General features: G+C 59.2%; 18 protein-coding genes and 1 pseudogene. 7 read left to right on the top strand and 12 right to left on the bottom strand.

Annotation, left to right across the window (positions count from 1 at the left end):
• The first annotated feature begins 380 nt into the window (after positions 1-380).
• The 3 genes from NW820_RS00145 to NW820_RS00135 all read left to right on the top strand — a co-directional run bounded on the left by NW820_RS00145 (position 381) and on the right by NW820_RS00135 (position 4,332).
• Complete coding sequence (locus NW820_RS00145; RefSeq protein ID WP_041436092.1) at positions 381-623, top strand: DUF751 family protein; 243 nt, start codon at positions 381-383, stop codon at positions 621-623.
• A 278-nt stretch (positions 624-901) separates the two neighbouring features.
• Entirely contained in the window at positions 902-2,437 is a 1,536-nt protein-coding gene (locus tag NW820_RS00140) for a site-2 protease family protein (RefSeq protein WP_414406340.1), read from the top strand.
• Between the two features lie 44 nt (positions 2,438-2,481).
• The gene (locus NW820_RS00135; protein WP_414406339.1) at positions 2,482-4,332 is read left to right on the top strand and encodes an aspartate kinase; all 1,851 of its coding nucleotides are present in this window, start codon (positions 2,482-2,484) and stop codon (positions 4,330-4,332) included.
• Between the two features lie 6 nt (positions 4,333-4,338).
• Here NW820_RS00135 and psbA read toward each other — a convergent pair whose 3' ends face one another.
• Positions 4,339-5,394 carry a photosystem II q(b) protein gene (psbA, locus tag NW820_RS00130; RefSeq protein ID WP_414329388.1) on the bottom strand — a complete coding sequence of 352 codons (1,056 nt, stop codon included), beginning with the start codon at positions 5,392-5,394 and terminating at the stop codon, positions 4,339-4,341.
• Positions 5,395-5,735: 341 nt separating this feature from the next.
• Positions 5,736-8,951, bottom strand: a complete 3,216-nt coding sequence (carB, locus tag NW820_RS00125) for a carbamoyl-phosphate synthase large subunit (RefSeq protein ID WP_414406338.1) — start codon at positions 8,949-8,951, stop codon at positions 5,736-5,738.
• A gap of 279 nt (positions 8,952-9,230) precedes the next feature.
• Here carB and NW820_RS00120 point away from each other — a divergent pair, with 279 nt between their 5' ends.
• Both NW820_RS00120 and NW820_RS00115 read left to right on the top strand, forming a co-directional pair.
• Positions 9,231-9,464 (top strand): FitA-like ribbon-helix-helix domain-containing protein, encoded by a 234-nt coding sequence (locus NW820_RS00120; RefSeq protein ID WP_071818136.1) that lies wholly within the window; start codon positions 9,231-9,233, stop codon positions 9,462-9,464.
• Entirely contained in the window at positions 9,448-9,873 is a 426-nt protein-coding gene (locus NW820_RS00115; protein WP_414348624.1) for a type II toxin-antitoxin system VapC family toxin, read from the top strand. The genes NW820_RS00120 and NW820_RS00115 overlap by 17 nt, the downstream gene beginning before the upstream one ends.
• On the opposite strand, the gene NW820_RS00110 is transcribed toward NW820_RS00115, so the two are convergent.
• The 7 genes from NW820_RS00110 to NW820_RS00080 are packed head-to-tail and all read right to left on the bottom strand — an operon-like array spanning position 9,868 to position 13,840.
• Complete coding sequence (locus NW820_RS00110) at positions 9,868-10,548, bottom strand: Na(+)/H(+) antiporter subunit B (RefSeq protein ID WP_414406337.1); 681 nt, start codon at positions 10,546-10,548, stop codon at positions 9,868-9,870. The two genes, NW820_RS00115 and NW820_RS00110, sit on opposite strands and share 6 nt — an antisense overlap.
• Positions 10,545-11,066, bottom strand: a complete 522-nt coding sequence (locus tag NW820_RS00105) for a DUF4040 domain-containing protein (protein ID WP_414406336.1) — start codon at positions 11,064-11,066, stop codon at positions 10,545-10,547. Before NW820_RS00105 ends, NW820_RS00110 begins: the two co-directional genes overlap by 4 nt.
• A 9-nt stretch (positions 11,067-11,075) precedes the next feature.
• Entirely contained in the window at positions 11,076-11,357 is a 282-nt protein-coding gene (locus NW820_RS00100) for a monovalent cation/H(+) antiporter subunit G (RefSeq protein WP_011431879.1), read from the bottom strand.
• A 19-nt stretch (positions 11,358-11,376) separates the two neighbouring features.
• Complete coding sequence (locus NW820_RS00095; RefSeq protein WP_011431878.1) at positions 11,377-11,628, bottom strand: hypothetical protein; 252 nt, start codon at positions 11,626-11,628, stop codon at positions 11,377-11,379.
• Positions 11,625-12,029 carry a Na+/H+ antiporter subunit E gene (locus NW820_RS00090; protein ID WP_041436089.1) on the bottom strand — a complete coding sequence of 135 codons (405 nt, stop codon included), beginning with the start codon at positions 12,027-12,029 and terminating at the stop codon, positions 11,625-11,627. Before NW820_RS00090 ends, NW820_RS00095 begins: the two co-directional genes overlap by 4 nt.
• Positions 12,013-13,485 carry a cation:proton antiporter gene (locus NW820_RS00085; RefSeq protein WP_414406335.1) on the bottom strand — a complete coding sequence of 491 codons (1,473 nt, stop codon included), beginning with the start codon at positions 13,483-13,485 and terminating at the stop codon, positions 12,013-12,015. The genes NW820_RS00090 and NW820_RS00085 overlap by 17 nt, the downstream gene beginning before the upstream one ends.
• The gene (locus NW820_RS00080; protein ID WP_414406349.1) at positions 13,478-13,840 is read right to left on the bottom strand and encodes a cation:proton antiporter subunit C; all 363 of its coding nucleotides are present in this window, start codon (positions 13,838-13,840) and stop codon (positions 13,478-13,480) included. The genes NW820_RS00085 and NW820_RS00080 overlap by 8 nt, the downstream gene beginning before the upstream one ends.
• Positions 13,841-14,186: 346 nt before the next feature.
• On the opposite strand from NW820_RS00080, the gene glp reads away from it, so the two are divergent.
• Positions 14,187-15,434 (top strand): gephyrin-like molybdotransferase Glp, encoded by a 1,248-nt coding sequence (glp, locus tag NW820_RS00075; RefSeq protein ID WP_414406334.1) that lies wholly within the window; start codon positions 14,187-14,189, stop codon positions 15,432-15,434.
• A gap of 68 nt (positions 15,435-15,502) precedes the next feature.
• On the opposite strand, the pseudogene NW820_RS00070 reads toward glp, so the two are convergent.
• From NW820_RS00070 to NW820_RS00060, 3 genes and pseudogenes are all read right to left on the bottom strand, one after another.
• A pseudogene (locus NW820_RS00070) lies at positions 15,503-16,407 on the bottom strand (IS630 transposase-related protein).
• Positions 16,408-16,573: 166 nt separating this feature from the next.
• The gene (locus NW820_RS00065) at positions 16,574-18,037 is read right to left on the bottom strand and encodes a cryptochrome/photolyase family protein (protein WP_414328962.1); all 1,464 of its coding nucleotides are present in this window, start codon (positions 18,035-18,037) and stop codon (positions 16,574-16,576) included.
• Between the two features lie 122 nt (positions 18,038-18,159).
• The gene (locus tag NW820_RS00060) at positions 18,160-18,375 is read right to left on the bottom strand and encodes a hypothetical protein (RefSeq protein WP_238376842.1); all 216 of its coding nucleotides are present in this window, start codon (positions 18,373-18,375) and stop codon (positions 18,160-18,162) included.
• Positions 18,376-18,566: 191 nt separating this feature from the next.
• Here NW820_RS00060 and rbfA point away from each other — a divergent pair, with 191 nt between their 5' ends.
• Positions 18,567-19,001, top strand: coding sequence for a 30S ribosome-binding factor RbfA (gene rbfA, locus NW820_RS00055; protein WP_414328963.1), 435 nt, complete (start codon positions 18,567-18,569; stop codon positions 18,999-19,001).
• Positions 19,002-19,144 lie beyond the last annotated feature (143 nt).

Below are 19,144 nucleotides of genomic sequence, written 5' to 3'. Positions count from 1 at the left end.
TATGAGGGGACGATGGACTTTCTCCCTCGCGGAGGCTGTGAGCCAAGCGGCAGAGAGGCTGCTTACCGGTCGGTTGGTGCCACAGCGGCTGGGGAGCCGAGGTTGCTCGGCTGCCAAAAGAGCGCCAATGGAGGAGATTTATAGTCATTTTGAATAGGAATAAAACATTTCCGTTGCATTGCTCTCCAACCCCCCTCTCCCAGAGAGATGAGCTGGGGGGTCGCGGCAGCGGCGCGGAGCGTTTGGGGAGTGTCTCAATCTAGTTTGAGATGACTACACTTTTTGAGTTGCCGCCAGTTCCCTGAAGATGGCCAGCCTCCAGATGGTTGACAGCTACCTATGGCACACTGAGAAAAAAGGAGTTGGAGCCCCAGCCTCTTATGCCACAACCGCAGCCCCCCAGAAGACTGGAAGACCAGTTTGTGGAGAATGTCTCCCGTTATCCCACTTACTTTATTACCGTTTTGCTGGGGGGGATCTGGGCTGGCCTCCAGCCTTTTGTCGGCCTGTATCGCAAAAGTCCAACAGCGGCGGCTATGGTTACGCTGGGATCCCTTTTGTTGCTTCTATTTGTTTATTTCACCCTGCGAGGCATGACAGGGAATACCTTTTGGCCAGAATAGATACTGGGTTGAGGTTGGGGCCCATGGGCGAAGCTGTGCAGTGGACGCCGGCAGCATAAGCACGCCTCAAGGGGATCCCTCTTTTTCGCCCCACTGCTGACAAGAAGTAAAGTGCTCCGCACCGCTCGCGCGAATGAAAAGTTTGCCCCGGAATGGTGGCGGTCTATGGGCAGGCCAAGCCTCAATTGGCTCTTCAGGGATCCCGGCTGCAAGCTGTAGCGAGGGGATTGGATTTGCCGCTAGCTTGGTAGAGGTGTTCTCCTCCGTTTTTTGAACTCATGGCAGATTGGATCCTGTTGGCGCTGGTGGGTTCTGCAACCTACCTGCTGCTGCAAAAAAGTGTGGCCCGCCTTTCGAAGGTGCCGTGGCGGATCCTGTGGCTGGTGATGATGCTGCCCCCTTTGGTTTGGGTGCTGGGGCGTCAGGTGTTTCAGTACGAATTGCCTCCCTTGCTGATGTTGCTGCTGTTTCTCACCTCCTACTTTACCAGCATGACCTTGGTGAGACGAGGGGGTATTCGACCCTCAACCGGAGGCCCTCGGCCGGAGGTGGAAAACTCCTCTCCAGAAGCGGATCCCTCGCCGGCTGGGGAACCTGAGCCAGAGGAAGAGGAGGAAGACGGCGCCGCAGATCCGGTCTCGCTGGCTCTTGCCCACACCCCCATCTCCGAAGTGCCGCGGGAGAAGCTGAGCCATTGCTTCCCCTGGAACGTCTTTTATTTGCAAAATGTGGAGTACCGCCCCCAGGCGATCATCTGCCGGGGCAACTTGCGGGCGGATCCCAGTGAAGCCTATGAGCGGGTGCAGCAAAACGTGGAAACCACTTTCGGCAAACGCTTTTTGGTGGTGCTGCAGGAGGGGTTTGCCGGTAAGCCCTTTTTTGCCTTGGTGCCCAACCCGGCGGCGCGGCGCTCCCTGGCGGACAGTCGAGAGTTGCCGCTGCTGGCTTTGGGGCTGTTGCTATTCACCTTCTGGACAACCCTCAGTGCTGGGGCCCACGCGGCTGGGGTTAGCCCTGACCGGCTGCTGCATTTGCCCTCTCTGATGAAAGGGTTGCCCTATGCGGTCGGGATCCTTGCCATTTTGGGATCCCATGAGTGGACTCGTTACTGGGTGGCCCGCCGCCACCACATCAAAACCTCGCTGCCCTATTTCATCCCGGTGCCTTTTGTCCTAGGGACTTTTGGGGCGTTTATCCAGTTGAAAGAGCCGGTGCCCAACCGCAAGGTGTTGTTTGATATCGCCGTCGCCGGGCCGCTGGCAGGGAGCCTTGTTGCTTTGGGCATGTTGTTGCTGGGGCTGTTGTTTTCAGCGCCTGCAGATCCTCCCGCGGTGCCGGAGGGGCAGCCGACCCCGATTAGTTTTCATCGCATTGACCCGCGCCTATCGGTGCTGCTGGCAATTCTGGCCCGCATGGTGCTGGGGGATCAGTTGCAGCCGGGGCAGGTGATCGAGCTGCACCCGCTGGCCTTTGCCGGCTGGCTGGGCTTGGTGGTGATTGCCTTTAACCTCATGCCGGTGGGCCAACTGGATGGAGGGCACATTGTCCACGCAGTGTATGGACAGCAGATGGGAGCGAATGTGGGCCGGGTAGCCCGCTGGTTGGTGTTGCTGCTGGCTTTGACGGTGCAGCCTTGGCTGTTGCTCTGGGCGCTGCTGCTGTTTGTGATTTCCAGTGCTGACGAGCCGGCCCTCAACGATGTGACGGAACTGGACGAGGCCCGGGATCTGCTGGGGCTGGGGATGCTAACGCTGCTGGTGCTGATCCTGCTGCCGGTACCGCCGTTTTTGCAAAATGGACTGGGCTTGGCCTAGATCCGGGGTAGGATCCAAACCGCCCCTGACCTCGTTCTCCTCTCATGCAACGCAGCTTAATTGTTCAAAAGTACGGCGGTACCTCTGTCGGCTCTGTGGAGCGTATCCAGGCCGTGGCTCAACGGGTGGCCCACACGGTGAAGGCAGGGCATCGGGTGGTGGTGGTGGTCTCGGCGATGGGGGATGAAACCGATCGCCTTGTGGGCTTGGGGGAGCAGATCTTGCAGGGATCCCCGACCACACCGGCCCAGTTGCGGGAATGGGATATGCTCCTTTCCACCGGTGAGCAGGTGAGCATTGCCCTGGTGGCCTTGGCGCTGCAACGCTTGGGGTGTCCTGCCCTTTCCCTGACGGCAGCCCAGGTGGGCATTGTCACCACTCGGGATCACAGCCGGGCCCGCATTTTGCACATCCACACCGACCGCCTGTGGCAGCACCTGGAGCGGGAAGAGGTGGTGGTGGTGGCCGGGTTTCAGGGCATCACCAGCCTGGCGGAGCTGGAGATCACCACCCTGGGTCGGGGGGGATCCGACACCACGGCGGTGGCCTTGGCAGTGGCTTTGGGAGCAGAGCTGTGTGAGATCTACACCGATGTGCCGGGGATCTTCACCACGGATCCGCGTAAGGTGCCTGAGGCCAGGCTGTTGCCGGAGATCACCAGTGATGAAATGTTGGAGCTGGCCAGCTTGGGGGCCCAGGTGCTGCATCCCCGCTCGGTGGAAATTGCCCGCAACTACGGTGTGAAGCTGCGGGTGCGCTCCAGCTTGGAGCCGTTGCAGGCGGGATGCGAGGGCACTCTCATTCTTTCTCCTCCCCCCCGTCCTCGTGCTGCCGACAGCAGTATCGAGCTGGGCCTGGCGGTGGATACGGTGGAGCTGGATCGGGATCAGGCCAAGTTGGTGTTGGTGGGGGTGCCGGATCGCCCTGGCATTGCCGCCCAGCTCTTTCAGGGGATCGCGGCGGCAGGGGTGAATGTGGATTTGATTTTGCAGTCCCTCCAGTTCACAGCCGCTCACGCCAGCGGGACGGACTCCTTGCCGCAGGGATCCGTGCCCCAGCCCACCAATGACATTGCCTTTACGGTCAGTCGGTCGCAGGTGACCGAGGCTGCAGCCGTTGCCCAGCGGATTGGCCAAGAGCTGCAGTGTGCAGCGGTGATTGTGGATGAGGCGGTGGCCAAAGTCAGCATTGCCGGGGTGGGGATGATGGGCCGACCCGGAATTGCGGCGCAAATGTTCCAGGTGCTGGCCGAGGCCGGGATCAATTTGCAGATGATCTCCATGTCCGAGATCAAGGTGAGCTGTGTGGTGGCTGCGGAGCGGGCCGGTGATGCCGCCTTGGCTCTGGGAGAGTCGTTCCAGGTGATCCCCCACTTGCATCGGGCAAAGATGCCGGCTGCCCCTCAAGACAGCCACCCGGTACGCGGTGTTGCCTTGGATTTGAAGCAATCGCGGCTGGGCCTTCGCAAAGTGCCGGATCGTCCGGGAACTGCCGCCCATTTGTTTGGGCGCTTGGCGGCTGCTGGGATCATCGTGGACACCATCATCCAAAGCCAGCGGGGCTACCACAACGGGATCCCCAGTACCGACATTGCCTTTACCGTGCCTCAGGATCAAGCGATGGCTGCTGAGGCAGTCTGTCGGCAGGTGGCCGAAGAGCTCCAGGCGGCAGGAGTTGACGCGGATCACGACATTGCCAAGGTCAGCATTGTCGGCGCCGAGATGGAAACCTACCCTGGCGTGGCTGCTCGCCTGTTTGCAGCCCTAGCCGAAGCCGGAATCAACATCGAGATGATCGCCACCTCGGAGATCAAGGTGAGCTGTGTAGTGCGCCGGGATCGAGGGATCCCGGCCTTGCAAGCTATTCACCGCGCTTTCCGGCTGGACTGCCCCTAGCCTGCCTTAGGGTTGAGCCGCCAGCAGCAAGGGAAAATGATGGGCGTTGGGGGCGTGCATCACTTGGATCCCCAGATTGGCGCGGTTGAGGAGATCGGCGTAGGTGGGAATGAACCGGCCCTGGCTGTCCAGGATGGACTGGTTGAAGTTCAAGCCGTTCAAGTTAAAGGCCATTATGCCGATACCTATTGCCGCCGCCCAAATCCCCACTGTGGGCAGGGCCGCCATCCAGAAGTGGACGGAACGGCTGTTTCTCAGGCCCAGGCCGGGGAACCCCAGCCGCCCCAAGAACGCGTAGTGCCCGGCCAGGAAGTTGTAGGTGACTTCCTCCTGCCCGAAGCGGTAGCCGGCATTTTGTGACTCTTCTTCCGAGGTCTCGCGGATTAGGCTGGAGATCACCAGGGAGCCGTGCAGGGAGGCCAGCAGAGCGCCGCCAAAGACGCCGGCCACCCCCAGCCAGCTAGCAGGGTGCATGAGGATATTGTGCTCCGCCTGGAAAGCCAGCATGAAGTAGAAGGTGCCGGCGATCCCCAGGGGCAAGCCTTCCGAGAAACTGCCCTGGCCGATGGGGTAGACCAAGAGCACTGCCGTAGCCGCCGCCGCCGGAGCGGAAAACGCCACCGCAATCCAGGGACGCATGCCCAAGCGATAGCTCAGCTCCCACTGCCGGCCCAGGTAGCACCACACCCCGATCAGGAAATGGAGCACGATCAGTTGGTAGGGGCCGCCGTTGTAGAGCCATTCATCCAAAGAGGCGGCTTCCCAAATGGGGTAGAAGTGCAGGCCAATGGCCGCCGACGTGGGCACCACCGCCGCCGAGATGAGATTGTTCCCCCCTATCAAAGAGCCGATCACCGGCTCGCGGATCCCATCCACATCCACCGGCGGAGCAGCAATAAAAGCGATTACAAAACAAAAGGCTGCTGCCAACAAGGTCGGGATCATCAATACGCCAAACCAGCCGATGTAAAGCCGGTTTTCGGTGCTGGTTATCCATTGGCAAAAGCCATTCCAACTCCAGAGCTGCCGTGCAGCCGAGGAGCGGCGAATTACCGTACTCATAGGCCAACTCCTAAAGAGACAAAACCATTCTTTGCTTTGTCGGCTTCCTTGAACGGGGCAAAACTCTTCCCGCGCCGACCGCCAAAAGCGTCTCCTTCTTTCAGGCTAGACAGTTTTAGGGACGCCGACAGGGATCCCTAACTTTCGCAACGGGAATGTGAAAAAAATGGATTTGTCGATACAAATCAGCACCGATATGTTGCAATTTGGAGGTCTTTGAGAGCTTCCCGGCGAAGGTCGGTCACTGGCAGTTGATGGCAGCCAAGCTTGAGCAGACGTTTCTTAAGGATAGGTTTAGGAAAGAGGTGCCGTCCGGGACCTGCTTTTTTTCCTCCAGAATCCTAGACAGAGAAAAAATCCTGCAAGCACTTCACCTGCAGGGATCCCGACTGCAAAGCACGGATGGCAGCCGCAGTGGCTTTGGCCCCTGCCAAGGTGGTCACCAGAGGGATCTTGTAGGCCAGGGCAGTGCGGCGGATCTTTTGGCCATCTTGCTGCGCCTCGACACCGGAAGGGGTGTTGATAATGAGCTGAATCTGGTGATTTTTGATGGCGTCGATGACGTGGGGCCGTCCCTCGTGCAGCTTGAGGACTTTGTCCACCGGGATCCCGTGCTCGGCTAAAACTTTTTGGGTTCCTTCGGTGGCCAACAGGCGAAAGCCCAGCCCCACAAACTCGCGGGCTACCGGGACGACCGCCTGTTTATCCCGGTCGCTGACGCTGATGAACACCGTCCCCTGGAGAGGCAGATTCTGCCCCGCCGCCAGTTGGGCTTTGGCGTAAGCGCGGCCAAAGTCCGTGTCAATGCCCATCACCTCACCGGTGGAGCGCATCTCCGGCCCCAGCAGCGTGTCGGTGCCGGGAAACTTGTGGAAGGGCAAAACCGCTTCTTTGACGGCAATGTGGGAGGGGATCACCTCCTGGGTAAAGCCCAGCTCGGCTAGGGTTTTGCCGCTCATCACTTGAGCGGCGTAGTCTGCCAGCGGATGGCCGATGGCCTTGCTGACAAAGGGGACGGTGCGGGAGGCGCGCGGATTGGCCTCCAGGATATAGACTTGACCTTTTTGGACGGCGTATTGCACGTTGATCAGGCCCACCACCTTCAGAGCTTGGGCCAACTTCACCGTCCACTCGCGGATCACCCGCAGCACCTCGGGGCTGAGGGTGCGGCTGGGCAATACACAGGCCGAATCGCCCGAGTGGATCCCGGCCTGCTCGATGTGCTCCAGAATGCCGCCGATGGTAACAGCGCCGGTGCGGTCGGCAATGGCATCCACATCCACCTCCACCGCCTCTTCCAGGAACTGATCCACCAGCACCGGACGATCCGGATCCACCGCCACCGCCAGTTGCATGTAGCGCTGCAGGTCTTGGTCGGAATAGACGATCTCCATGGCTCGTCCCCCCAAGACGTAGCTGGGCCGCACCACCACCGGATAGCCGATGCGGCGGGCAATTTCCAAGCTTTCTTCCACGCTGCGGGCAATGCCGTTGGCCGGTTGGCGAATATCCAACTCCCGCAAGATGCGCTCGAAGCGCCCCCGATCCTCAGCAATGTCGATGGAGTCGGGGGAAGTTCCCCAGATGGGAGCCTGGGCTGCTGCCAGCCCCTGCGCCAGCTTGAGCGGGGTTTGGCCGCCAAATTGCACGATCAGGCCCACCGGCTGCTCCGCATCCACCAAGTTCATCACCTCTTCATGGGTGAGAGGCTCGAAATAGAGGCGATCGGCGGTGTCGTAGTCGGTGGAAACGGTTTCCGGGTTGGAGTTGACCATGATCGCTTCGTAACCCAGGCGGCTGAGGGCAAAGGCAGCATGACAACAGCAGTAGTCGAATTCGATCCCCTGGCCGATGCGGTTGGGGCCACCTCCCAAGATCATCACCTTCTCTTTGCGGGCCGGGAAAATCTCCGACTCGCTCTCGTAGGTAGAGTACTGGTAGGGGGTAGCAGCCTCAAATTCGGCGGCGCAGGTATCTACAGTTTTGTAGGTGGGGATCACCCCCAGGCTTTTGCGGCAGGCCCGCACCTGATGTTCCGTGGATCCAGTGAGGTGGGCAATTTGTCGGTCGCTGAAGCCCATTTGCTTGAGGTGTCTCAAGTCGTCAGCGCTCAGGGATCCCAGCTCCCGCCCCTTGAGGGCTTGCTCCACCTCCACCAACTCCTGTAGCTTGTCGATAAACCAGGGATCGATGTGGGTGAGTTGGGCAATCTCCTGGGCAGAAAAGCCCATGAGCAGAGCGGTGCGGATGGTGAGCAGGCGGAAGGGGTTGGGGGTGCGCAGGTTGGCCCGCACTTCCTCCGGCTTGGGGAAAACCTCCGGCCTATCGCTGCCAAAACCGGGACGGTCGATTTCCAAAGAGCGCAGGGCCTTCTGGATGGATTCTTGAAAAGTGCGGCCAATGGCCATCGCCTCCCCCACCGATTTCATCTGGGTGGTGAGAACCGGCTCTGCGCCGGGGAATTTTTCAAAAGCAAAGCGAGGGATCTTGGTGACCACATAGTCGATGGTGGGCTCGAAGCTGGCCGGAGTTTTGCGGGTGATGTCGTTGGGGATCTCCGGCAGCGTGTAGCCCACTGCCAATTTGGCGGCAATTTTGGCGATGGGAAAGCCGGTGGCCTTGCTGGCCAAAGCAGAAGAGCGGGAGACCCGCGGGTTCATCTCGATCACCCGCACCTCGCCGTTGGCAGGGTTGACGGCAAATTGCACGTTGGATCCCCCGGTCTCTACGCCAATTTCGCGCATGATGGCGATGGCATAGTCCCGCAGCCGCTGGTATTCCTTGTCGGTGAGGGTTTGGGCCGGGGCCACGGTGATGGAGTCGCCGGTGTGCACCCCCATTGGGTCGATGTTTTCTATGGAGCAGATGATCACCACGTTATCCGCCAGATCCCGCATCACCTCCAGCTCAAACTCTTTCCAGCCGATGACCGATTCCTCCACCAAGATTTGGGAAACGGGGCTGGCTTCCAAACCGGCGGCGCAGATCTCTTCAAACTCCTCCTGGTTGTAGGCCACCCCACCACCGGTGCCCCCCAGCGTGTAGGCCGGGCGGATGATGAGGGGATAGCCGATCTCCTGGGCAATCTGCTTGGCTTCTTCCAGGGTGTGGGCCAGGCCAGAGCGGGGCACGGCCAAGCCAATCCGCTGCATGGCTTGCTTGAAGAGATCCCGGTCTTCGGCTTTTTCAATGGCCTCCCGCTTGGCCCCAATCAACTCCACCCCGTACTGCTCCAGGATCCCTTGCTGGGCCAGTTGCACCGCCACGTTGAGGGCCGTCTGGCCGCCCATGGTGGGCAGCAAAGCATCAGGGCGCTCCCGCTCGATAATTTTGGCCACAAAGTCCACCGTCACCGGCTCGATGTAGGTGCGCTCCGCCATACTGGGATCCGTCATGATGGTGGCGGGGTTAGAGTTGACCAAAACGACCTCATAGCCCTCTTCCCGCAGGGCTTTGCAGGCTTGGGTGCCCGAGTAGTCGAATTCGCAGGCTTGGCCAATGACGATCGGCCCCGCTCCAATGAGCAAGATTTTGTGGATATCGGTGCGGCGCGGCATAGGGATCCCACCAGGTGGCAGAGTCAGCCTTCTATTGTAGAGGTCACCTGCAGGTCAAGTTGCTCATCGGGATCCCTCTTTTTTGAGTGTTGCGCTTTCAAAGGCTATGCACAGCAGGCAGAGCTTGGATCCCTGGCAGGCAGGAGTTCTCTGGGGCAACCCGCAAAAGGGCAGCTTCTTCATCAGTATCAATAGACGGGAAAACTTGAACTTTAGATGATATCAATGCTATCGTCGCAGCAAAGCCGCCCAGGGATCTGCCGATCGAGGAAACGCTCTATGGCCACGTTAATTGTTCGCAATGTTGACGAAGCCATTGTCAAAGCTCTCAAACAAAGGGCTAGTCGTCACGGCGTTAGTGCAGAGGCCGAACACCGCAAAATCCTAGAGCAAGTCTTACTCCAGCCTGCGAAACAGTCCTTTGCCGAAGTGCTCAGATCGATACCTAACGTTGGCAACGATTCAGACTTTGAGCGGGTGCAAGATAACACTGCCCATGACGTATTTGCTTGACACTAACGTCATCAGTGAGCTGCGCAAACACAGTCAAGCCAACTCCGGGGTTCAAGAATTTCTTCAAACTGCCATTGAGCAAGAGGCCCGCATCTACATCAGCGTGATCACGCTGGGCGAACTCCGCCGAGGCGTTGAACTCATGCGCCATCGCGGCGATCATCTGCAAGCCAACCTTCTGGAGAGGTGGCTGCAAACGGTTGTCGATGACTATGCCGATCACATTCTTGATTTCACAATTACCGAAGCCCAGGTATGGGGAAGCCTGTGCGTACCTCACTCTCAAAATGCGATTGACAAACAACTGGCTGCTACAGCCTTGGTTTACGGACTTACCCTGGTTACTCGCAATGTCCGTGATTTTGCCGGGACAGGGGTACCTCTCATTAACCCATTTAGACCCTCATAACAAGCCGCGGTAGCGAATAAAGATCAAAACTGCCGCCCAGGATCCCAGCGCCACCTTGATGGCTACCAAAATGTTAAGAATCGGGATCCAACCGCCGCTAAACAGATCCCCCAACTCCCCTCTAGGCAATTCCCAGCCGGCCAGAGCCATCACAGCCACCCCGATAAACGCCACCACCGACAGCTTCTCCCACATCGCAGCCCGCCACCGTTTGTAGATGGCCTCCATCCAGGCGGAAGAGGCGGTGATCGCCACCAAGCCAATGGCCGTCCCCCCCGCCACCCCGGCAGCAAAGCCCCCGCCCGGCGTCAGGTGCCCTCGAATGGCCAGCTCCACCGCGATCAAAGCCGAAATGGTGGCTCCCACTCGCGCCAACACAATCGAGGGAATATCGGTAAATTGAGCTACATTGGCTGTCGGCTGCTCATCCGCCAGCAGATATTGGGCGCCCAAAATTGCCGTGGAAAACACCACCACTTCAAAGACCGTATCGTAGAGGCGGTTGCGCAGAATGAGACCCGTCACCGTGTTGGGCACACCGCTTTCGCTGGCCAGAATCTCCACTGCCTCGACTAAGGCCACGCCCGCTGTGGGATTGGGGGAAACGGATCCCGCCTCGCCCACAATGAGCTGTAGGGCTGCCAGCAGCACCGCTATCCCGTACACCCACTTCATGTCGCCATCACCTCAGCGGCCAGAGCTTGCTGCGCCAAAATGGCCTGCAGGCGGGGCACGCGTGTAACCAGGCGATACTCTGCTGCTTCTCCGGCGGGCTCAAGGGCAATGGTGTGTACCTCCCGGCTGCGAAGAGCAGCCACCAACGCCTCCGAACTCCCATAGGCGGTCAACTCCAAGCGCATGTGGTACCGCTGTAGCCCTTGGCGCATCTGCTGTAACAACTGCCGTGCTGCTGAGGTACTGGCCTCCAGCACAGGGCTGCCTTCGAGAACGCCCAGGCGCATGCTCAGCGAAGAGCGCACCGCAATGGCGTAGAGGGTAATAGAAAGCATGGTGCCCACCAGTGCCTCGGTCAGGGCCACATCCGCCGCCCCAAACAGCGCGTAGATCAAGGCGGCAATCGTCCCCAGGATCCCTCGCATTACCAAGGCGTGGTAGGGATTGGTCTGAGTCACCACCAAGCTTGCCGTCAGGGGCAGGAGTAACGCCATCACCAGCAACAGGGTCTCTTCCATCCTGCCCTCCTATAGGGACTTGCGCTGCGAGCAAAACGCCAGCACATAGCCCAGAATGGTATTCCAAATAGCCAGGGAGATCAGTGCCAACACCAACAGGGGCCATTCCCGTGGGATCCGCAACAGCAGCCCCAGCATGATGCTCATAGAGCCCAGGGTGTCCGACACCGAAAGGCCGTGCAGCTTAAATAAAATCGAGCGATCCCCAAGGAGCGGCGCCGTTCCCCACAGCCAAAACAGCACACCAATCCCAAACAACAGATAGCTCAGACCTTCCACCCAGACTTCCATACCTACCCCCAGGGCCTTTCTAAAGCATTTCCAGCCGTTTCAGTACATGAGCCAAGAGCATTAAGGCCGCATTGCCCACCGACAAAATCAAAACCCCCACAATCCCGATCATCCAATCATCCCGCACCACCGACACCACCAAAATCAGGATGGCCGTCTTTGTGGCCAAGCTGGCAAAGGCGAGCATCGTCTGCCAAATATCTTCCTTCAGCCAAGCGGCATACAGGGGCAAGCACAGCGTTAGGGTCAGGAGAAACAGCAGTAGGTTCACACGTCCTCCCGCGGCTTGAGCACATGGACTTCATAAGTGCCTTGGGCATTGCAATTGAGCACGATGGTTTTGGGCGTGAAGGTAATTAAAAAGATATCCAGAAACACCAGCCCTGCTGAACGGTTGGGCAGGGTTTGTTTGTATACAACTTCCTCAACAGTGTGGGGCTTGAGGATCATCTCGAAGGCTTCCCAGTAGGCTCTTGGGATGGCGAGAAGAATTTCCTGGAGCACTCGCCCCCAATCCCGCCATTGCACCGGTGCGGAAGCCTGGCGCGGCAGCAGCAACGTTGCCGCCACCCCGATGGCCACATTGTCCCAGCTCAGATTGCCCGTCAGCAGAAACCAAATCAAGAGGCGCAGGCCGATCTCCAATAGACCCAACTCAGGGTAGCGTCCCATAGTTCCCCACAGCTAACAGAGCCCAAACCAGCACCAACACTATGCTCAAGCCGCCCACCACTGTTTCCAGCCCTTCGTTCACCGACCCTCCCTTCAGAGGGATCCGCTCCCAAAACCAGCCTAGGGGGATCCCAACGCCCAAACTGAGGAGTGCCTTGAGAAGATTGTCAGCGCCATAGGCCGCCGGTAGCCAGCCCCAGAGCAAGCCCCCACCCCAAAGCACCAGTGCCACTTTATCTTGCCAAGGAGTTGCAGAGGTGGTTGCCCCCTTCATTGGAGAAACAGGTGCCCGCAGCACTCGCACGCCTAAACAAGTGGTGCCGACGGTAACCCCCACCAGCAGCCACTCGTGCCAGGGATCCAGAGCAGACAAGCTGAGGGCCTTGGCCGCATACCCCAAACTGCCGGGTACCCCTGCCAGGGAAGCCGTCCCCAAGAGCAGCATCGGCCAACGCCAGGGATGGGTCACGCTTGTTCCAACAAACAGCAAGGGCTTTGCCAACCCATGGGCAAGACCGTACAAACCTGCCCATTGAGGGGCAGCAATCACAAATCCCATCTGCGATACCGAGCTCCAGGCGAGAAGGTGCTGGGGCGTGCTCGCCATCAAGGCCAGTAGGATCCCGAAAACGGCTGAACCAGCGCTCAAGTAGGGCAACCCCTGGGCCAAGACCGGCGAAGCCTCGCTGCAGCGCACCAAAGCCATGGCTCCTGCTTTGGTCGTAAAACCGCTGAGCACCGCCGCAACAACGGGATCCGCGGTAACGTAGGTGAGGGGCAGCCACAGGCCGGCAACGAAGATCGCCCCCTTGGCCAAAAGACCCACAGCAATCAGCGCCAAGGCCGTGGGGTCGGCCATAGCCAAACTGCTCATCGCCAGGGATCCCGTGCGCACATAGACCAGGATTGCGCCCATCAGGTAGAAGAGCATGGCCACATTGCTCATGAAAAGGTAGCGCAGCCCCACCCAGAGCTGGCGATCGCGGTGCGGAGCATTTTCTTCCACTGTGGGTTGGCCCTCAGCCCGCCGCCCATAGGTCAGCAGCAAAAACACGCCGATGCTGAGCACCTCCAGGGAAACGTAGACGCTGATCAGGTCGGCACTGATGACGACAGCATTGGCGCTACCGTGCACGATCAGTAGCTGCATGGCCAGAAAGCGGCTGCCCGCAAAGCGTCTATCCAAATACAGGGCCACTCCTAGCGTGACCAGGCCGTGGGCCAAGAGCATCGCTGCTCCATTGGCATCGATCCGCAGCGTCACCCCGAAGTGATCCAAAAGCTGCAGCTCCAAGGGCGCAGCGGTTGTGCCGGGCAAGCCCCCCTGCTGCACCGCATAGACCACCGTCAGCGCGGCCATCCCCACCAAGCTGGGACGGGTCAGGGCCGGCATCAAGTAGGTTGTGAAGGCCAGCAGAAAGGGCAATGCCACCCACACCAGCGTCAGCTCAGTCATCGGTAAAAGTGCTCTGCGCCCCTGACGCGACTGCCTGTTCGATGCTCTCGACTTCGAGGGTGGGATGATTGCGGGACAGCTTCATCACCCCCACCAACATCAAGGCTTGTACCGATAGGCCAATGACGATGGCCGTGAGGATGATCCCCTGAGGCACCGGGTCGGCATAGTCCAGCTCGCGCCAGGGTTTGTAGATGGGGGTGAACACACCGCTCCGGGCTGCCCAGATCACGAAGAAGGCGATGACCCCGGTGCTCATAACATCCATAGACAGGATCTTCATAATGAGGTTGCGCTTGACCACGACTCCCCAGAAGCCAAGGAAGATCGTGAGGATGACGGCGGCACTTAACATGGACACCTCGCTTGCTGCGCTCGAGCTATCTGGTCGCTCAGTCGTTCTAAGGCTACGCCCGCTACGTGACCAGTATCCAGCTTCCGCAGCCGCGGCAGCCAGATAGCCTGTGGCCGGCTGCAACGCTGCCGGGATCCCCATCTCCCCAGCAAGACCGGGATCCCGAATTCGAAAGAGCTGCAGCTCCCAATGGGCAACTTGCTGCAACTTCTTGCCAGCTCTGGAGCTTGGTGGGATCCTGGTCATACACCTCTCATGCCAAGGTCGGAATTCATGGCTGCTGTTCGCAGTTTAAGTTGTAATTTAATGGCCTTGGCGGAACCGACTTCTGGATGCTGAAGATAAGGTGTTGGAGAAGGGGGTTGTAAAAGCCGTGATGCTGCCGGTGGCGGAAGCAGAAGCCCTGATTTTGCAGGCGGCTCAGCCGCTGGGCCCAGAGTGGGTGGAGCTGGGATCCGCCCAAGGCCGCGTTCTCAGCCAAACTGTGTATAGCCCCCAGGATTTTCCGGCCCATCCCACCTCCAGTATGGATGGCTATGCCGTGCGCCATGAAGATGTGCAAGCGGGGATCCCTTGTGAGCTGCAGGTGATTGAGACTCTCCCCGCCGGAAAGGCACCCACCCGAGAGCTCCAGCCTGGACAAGCGGTGCGTCTCTACACCGGCTCCCTCTTGCCCAGCGGTGCGGACACCGTGGTGATGCAGGAATACACGCAGCAACCTTCGCCAGGAACCGTTCGCCTCTTGCAGCGTCCGCAGCGGGGCCAATTTGTCCGGCCTCAGGGAGACTTTGCCCGCCAGGGGGATCCCCTCCTGCCGGCAGGGCAGGCTTTGGGCGGAGCGGAGCTAGCCGTTTTGGCCGCCATCCGACAGGCGATGGTGCCGGTGTTTCGTCAGCCCCGGGTAGCCCTGTTCTCGACAGGGGATGAGCTAGTGCCCATCCAGCAGGTGCCGGGGCCGGGGCAGGTCGTGGATTCCAACCAGTACGGCCTGGCGGCTCTGGTCAAGGCAGCGGGTGGGATCCCGATCCAGTTGGGCATCGTGCCGGATCGGCTCCAGGTGTTGCGGCAGGTCGTCCAGCAGGCCCTGGCCTCCGCCGATGGGGTGATCTCTTCCGGAGGGGTATCGGTGGGGGATTTTGACCTGGTGGAAAAGGTGCTGGAGGAGTTGGGAGGCGAGATTTTCATCCGCAGCGTGGCCATCAAGCCGGGCAAACCCCTGACGGTGGCTCGTTTTCCCAATCCCCACGGCCCCCCCAAGCTCTACTTTGGCCTGCCGGGCAACCCTGCCTCTGCCCTGGTGACCTTCTGGCGCTTTTTGCACCCGGCCCTGCGAAAAATGGGCGGATCCCTGCCCCCCTACTGGCAGATCCTCTCCGCCTTCAGCCCGGTGGATCTGCATGCCGACGGTCAGCGGGAACACTATCTCTGGGGACGGCTGCAGGTCAGGCCTGAGGGGATCCGATTTCAGCCCGCCGCCAACCTCAATTCCGGCAATCTCATCAGTCTGGCCGGCTGTAATGCCTTGGCTGTGCTGCCAGTAGGGACAACCCAGATCCCTGCTGGTTCGCCCGTTCAGGTGCTGCAACTGCCCTGAAGATCCCTAGCCCTCCTCTCGCTGCTGCTGGAATAGCCGCCATAGTCAATCCAAATAACAATGAGACGCTAGCCAGTACAACAGTTCCGTCTGCAACAGCGGACCGCAGGCCTTATCACTTCATCCACAGAAGTTCCTCTATCAGCATGCATCCTTGCCCTCTTGAGAGCACTAAAGTCACCCTCAATCTCATTCAAGTCTGGCGAGGGCCTCAGCAAAAAACCACCTCCTGCCCTGCCGCTTTCATCAAACCCTTTATCCTTCCCTTCCGTTCGCCGAGCAGGCCCTAGGCCTTTGAATCGGCCCATTGCCCAGAGTCAATACAGATGTCCTCTCCAAACTCGGCATTTAGTGTCCCTCAAGTTCTTCCGCATTCGAGCTACTTGAAAAAGCGTCGGGGCTATCAAACCCCCTCTCTCCTTCTTCCTACCGGCTACTCAGCTCTCTCTCTTCCCATAAACTTTCTCCCCTCTCTTTGGCCAAGCATAAAACAGGTGCGTATCTCCCCAAACCCTGTCTCGTCATTCTCTCATCATTCGCGTCAGCGGTGCAGAGCCCATTGTAAGCTAAACTCTCACTTCCATACTTCTGAACCAACTCCCTCAAGACCCTAGAGTCGTTGATTCTCTCTTGGATTCTCTCTTGCCAATCCCGCTCTCGGTGCCTTAACTCTTTTTTTTCGCGTTGTTTTCATCTTCCTAAGAGCATAGTAAATAGCGCTGGGATGGACGCCAAACCTCTGGGCTCTATCCTTCAGTCGAGCTTCTGGGTACTGTTCTACGTCTTGCTGCAGAGCGACCAAGTCTATCTTTCGCTTCCGAGTCTTGACTTTTGTCGGCCTCAGGTCTTCTCGGTTCAGCCAGCGATAAACCGTTGCACGACTGACTTTGTACATCTGTGCAGCTGCAGTGGGGCTGCCCCCTTCCTGGACATACCCTACGACTCTCTCTCTCAGGTCTAAGCTATAGGTCATGAAGCTTCCTCCTGAGGTCTACCCCCACGTCATCTTGCCTTTAACACCGTCTCATTGTCAACTGAATTGACTACAACTACACAGACCTGCTTTGTGGTCATTTCAAATGGCACCTGTCTTGCCTTTTGTCTGCCGTCGTCGAGAGAGGGGGCAGCGGCACAGAGGACTAGGAAGGAGGGGGGAGACCGTCTCGAACAGACCTAGAGTAGGCCTGCTGCACCGCCTGGTAGCGCCGTTTGAACGCCTGCTGCTGCACCTTGTGATCCACAATGGGATCCGGATAGCCACAACTTCGCCGTTCCCGCAAAGCCCAGGCTCCCTTGGGGTCATCTCCCACCCACAGCAGAGCCGGCGTATCCAGCCGTGCCAGCTCCGGCAGATAGCGACGGATGTACTCTCCTTCCGGGTCATAGCGGGCTGCTTGCGTGGCCGGGTTGAAGATGCGCAGGGGCTTGGGATCCGTGCCCACACTGGCGCTCCACTGCCAACCGCCGTTATTGGCCGCCAGATCCCCATCCACTAGCTTTTGCATAAAGTAGCGTTCCCCCCAGCGCCAATCGATAAGCAGATCCTTGGTCAGGAAGCTGGCCACAATCATGCGGCAGCGGTTGTGCATCCAGCCAGTTTCGTTCAGTTGGCGCATGGCCGCATCCACAATGGGGTAGCCCGTCTGACCGGTGCACCAGGCCTGAAACCAGTCCTGCCGATTGTCCCACTCCAGGGCGTCGAAGGCTCGTCGATAGGCTCCGGTTTCCACGTGGGGCCAGTGGGCCAAGACATGCTTGTAAAACTCTCGCCAGCACAGCTCCTGCCGCCAAGTTTGCAAGCTGCTTTCGGCCTCTTGGCTGCGCACCTCGGCTTCCACCTCCCGCGTGGCTTGCCACACCTGGCGAATGCCGATCGTTCCCCAGCACAAGTGGGGGCTCAGTAGAGAAGTGCCCGGCTCAGCCGGGAAGTTGCGGGCTCGCTCGTAGTCCAAAATGCGCAAACCCTGACAAAAGTCTTCCAAAAGGGCTTGAGCCGCTGCTTCCCCCGCTGCTGGGATCCGCTGGTCGCAGACAAAGCCCAAATCTGCCAAAGTCGGTAGAGGCTGCGCTTTTAGTCCCGATACCGGCTGCAGACCCTCGGGGGTTGGGTAGGGATCCCGCTTGGGCAAGCTCGCCCACCTGCGCCAGAAGGGAGTGAAGACCGAATAGGGCTCCCCCGCCTGGGTCAACACTTCCCCCGGCCCGTGCAGCAGCATATCTTGGTAGGAGAAGGACTGGATCCCGGCTGCGGCCAAACTGGCCTGCACTCGACTCTCTTGCTGTAGGGCGAACGGCTCCCCATCGGCATTCCAAAACACGGCCCTGGCTCCCAGGTCTGTGGCCAAGCACCGCAACTCCACCGAGGGATCCCCCAGCCGCCAGATCAGTGGGATCCCCATCTGGGCGTAGCGCTCTTGGAGCTCTTGCAGAGCCTGAAGCAAAAAGGCCACCCTAGCTGGGGCCATGTCCGACCGTCTCAGCATCTGCGGGTCGAAAATGAAGACAGGCACCACCTGAGAGCTGCGCTGGGCTGCCTCATGAAGAGCTGTGTTGTCCCCTAACCGCAGATCGCGACGATGCCAAAGCAAAACGGGGGAAGTCATAGGCTGCCAAGCAATGGGATCCCATCTTGGCCGGTTGCCACCGCCCCTTTCAACTCACTCCCCCCAAGGCTGGGAGCCGGGGCGGCCAGAAGCTACATTCTAAAGAACCTTGAAGAACCCTATCAAAGCTCTAGACTGTCGAACACCCGACTGGGACAATAGCGGCAGCGCTCCTCTGGCTTTTGCTGGCCATCACTGTATCCCATCGCGTAAGCTGTATCCCCCAACATCACCACAAGCTGAGTCAGCTTCAGGGAAAGCAACGGGTCAAGCGGCTCCGTCACATTCAGCATAAACTGCTCAATGGAGCGCCGCAGCGCCTCTGGCGTCTTGATCATCACGTCTCCATCCATCCATCGATGGCTTTAGGTATTCATACTCAAGGCAAGATGGACATGGACTCAGGATAAAGGTGGAAGGAAGAGATGCTCGTAGCATTGGCTACTGTTCTTGGGATCGAGCCGGCAAGGGCTGAGCTCCACACCAGCCAGAGCAGGCTTGCGGATGATGTTAGCCTAGGTATCCAAAAATGGCGACAGCGCGACGGGTGGCACGGGTAGCAGAGCTGATCAAACGAGAGGTCAGCCAAATCCTGCTCTCGGAGATCAAAGATGACCGGGTTGGGGCAGGGATGGTCAGCATTGTGGATGTCGAGGTTTCCAATGACCTGCAAAACGCCCGCATCTTCGTCAGCATTTATGGGGATGAGACAGCTCAACACCGAGCTATGGAAGGGCTAGCAGCGGCCACACCCTTTGTGCGGCGGGAAATCGGCCAGCGCCTCAGCCTGCGACGGGTGCCAACGGTGGTGTTTTTGCAGGATCGCTCTTTGGAGCGGGGATCCCGCGTTTTGGCTCTGCTTAACCAACTGAGACAGACCTCTGAGGCCCAGGAACCGGAGGGATCCCAAGCTGGGGTTGAGGACACCGCCGAGGGCGAAGAAAACGAATCGAGCGGCGAATAGTTGCACCATTTCGAGGGATCCGCGCTGGAGCTCAGCCTGCTTTGCACGAGAGAGCAAAGGATCTGCCTTGATGGCCACTAGATAGAGGGGCCTTTGCTTTGCAGCAATGCGGACAACATGAAAGAAAGATTTTTTACCGTTCG

This window comes from Synechococcus sp. R55.7 (assembly GCF_047461955.1).
Lineage (GTDB): Bacteria > Cyanobacteriota > Cyanobacteriia > Thermostichales > Thermostichaceae > Thermostichus.
The sequence above is the reverse complement of the archived record's forward strand: the minus strand, read 5'-3'. Positions and strand labels throughout refer to the sequence as shown.

Bases quoted from the DNA above. Each gene is read 5' to 3' on its own strand.
- NW820_RS00145 (WP_041436092.1), top strand. From the start codon at position 381: ATGCCACAACCGCAGCCCCCCAGAAGACTGGAAGACCAGTTTGTGGAG.
- NW820_RS00140 (WP_414406340.1), top strand. From the start codon at position 902: ATGGCAGATTGGATCCTGTTGGCGCTGGTGGGTTCTGCAACCTACCTG.
- NW820_RS00135 (WP_414406339.1), top strand. From the start codon at position 2,482: ATGCAACGCAGCTTAATTGTTCAAAAGTACGGCGGTACCTCTGTCGGC.
- psbA (WP_414329388.1), bottom strand. From the start codon at position 5,394: ATGAGTACGGTAATTCGCCGCTCCTCGGCTGCACGGCAGCTCTGGAGT.
- carB (WP_414406338.1), bottom strand. From the start codon at position 8,951: ATGCCGCGCCGCACCGATATCCACAAAATCTTGCTCATTGGAGCGGGG.
- NW820_RS00120 (WP_071818136.1), top strand. From the start codon at position 9,231: ATGGCCACGTTAATTGTTCGCAATGTTGACGAAGCCATTGTCAAAGCT.
- NW820_RS00115 (WP_414348624.1), top strand. From the start codon at position 9,448: ATGACGTATTTGCTTGACACTAACGTCATCAGTGAGCTGCGCAAACAC.
- NW820_RS00110 (WP_414406337.1), bottom strand. From the start codon at position 10,548: ATGAAGTGGGTGTACGGGATAGCGGTGCTGCTGGCAGCCCTACAGCTC.
- NW820_RS00105 (WP_414406336.1), bottom strand. From the start codon at position 11,066: ATGGAAGAGACCCTGTTGCTGGTGATGGCGTTACTCCTGCCCCTGACG.
- NW820_RS00100 (WP_011431879.1), bottom strand. From the start codon at position 11,357: ATGGAAGTCTGGGTGGAAGGTCTGAGCTATCTGTTGTTTGGGATTGGT.
- NW820_RS00090 (WP_041436089.1), bottom strand. From the start codon at position 12,029: ATGGGACGCTACCCTGAGTTGGGTCTATTGGAGATCGGCCTGCGCCTC.
- NW820_RS00085 (WP_414406335.1), bottom strand. From the start codon at position 13,485: ATGACTGAGCTGACGCTGGTGTGGGTGGCATTGCCCTTTCTGCTGGCC.
- NW820_RS00080 (WP_414406349.1), bottom strand. From the start codon at position 13,840: ATGTTAAGTGCCGCCGTCATCCTCACGATCTTCCTTGGCTTCTGGGGA.
- NW820_RS00065 (WP_414328962.1), bottom strand. From the start codon at position 18,037: ATGACTTCCCCCGTTTTGCTTTGGCATCGTCGCGATCTGCGGTTAGGG.
- NW820_RS00060 (WP_238376842.1), bottom strand. From the start codon at position 18,375: ATGATCAAGACGCCAGAGGCGCTGCGGCGCTCCATTGAGCAGTTTATG.
- rbfA (WP_414328963.1), top strand. From the start codon at position 18,567: ATGGCGACAGCGCGACGGGTGGCACGGGTAGCAGAGCTGATCAAACGA.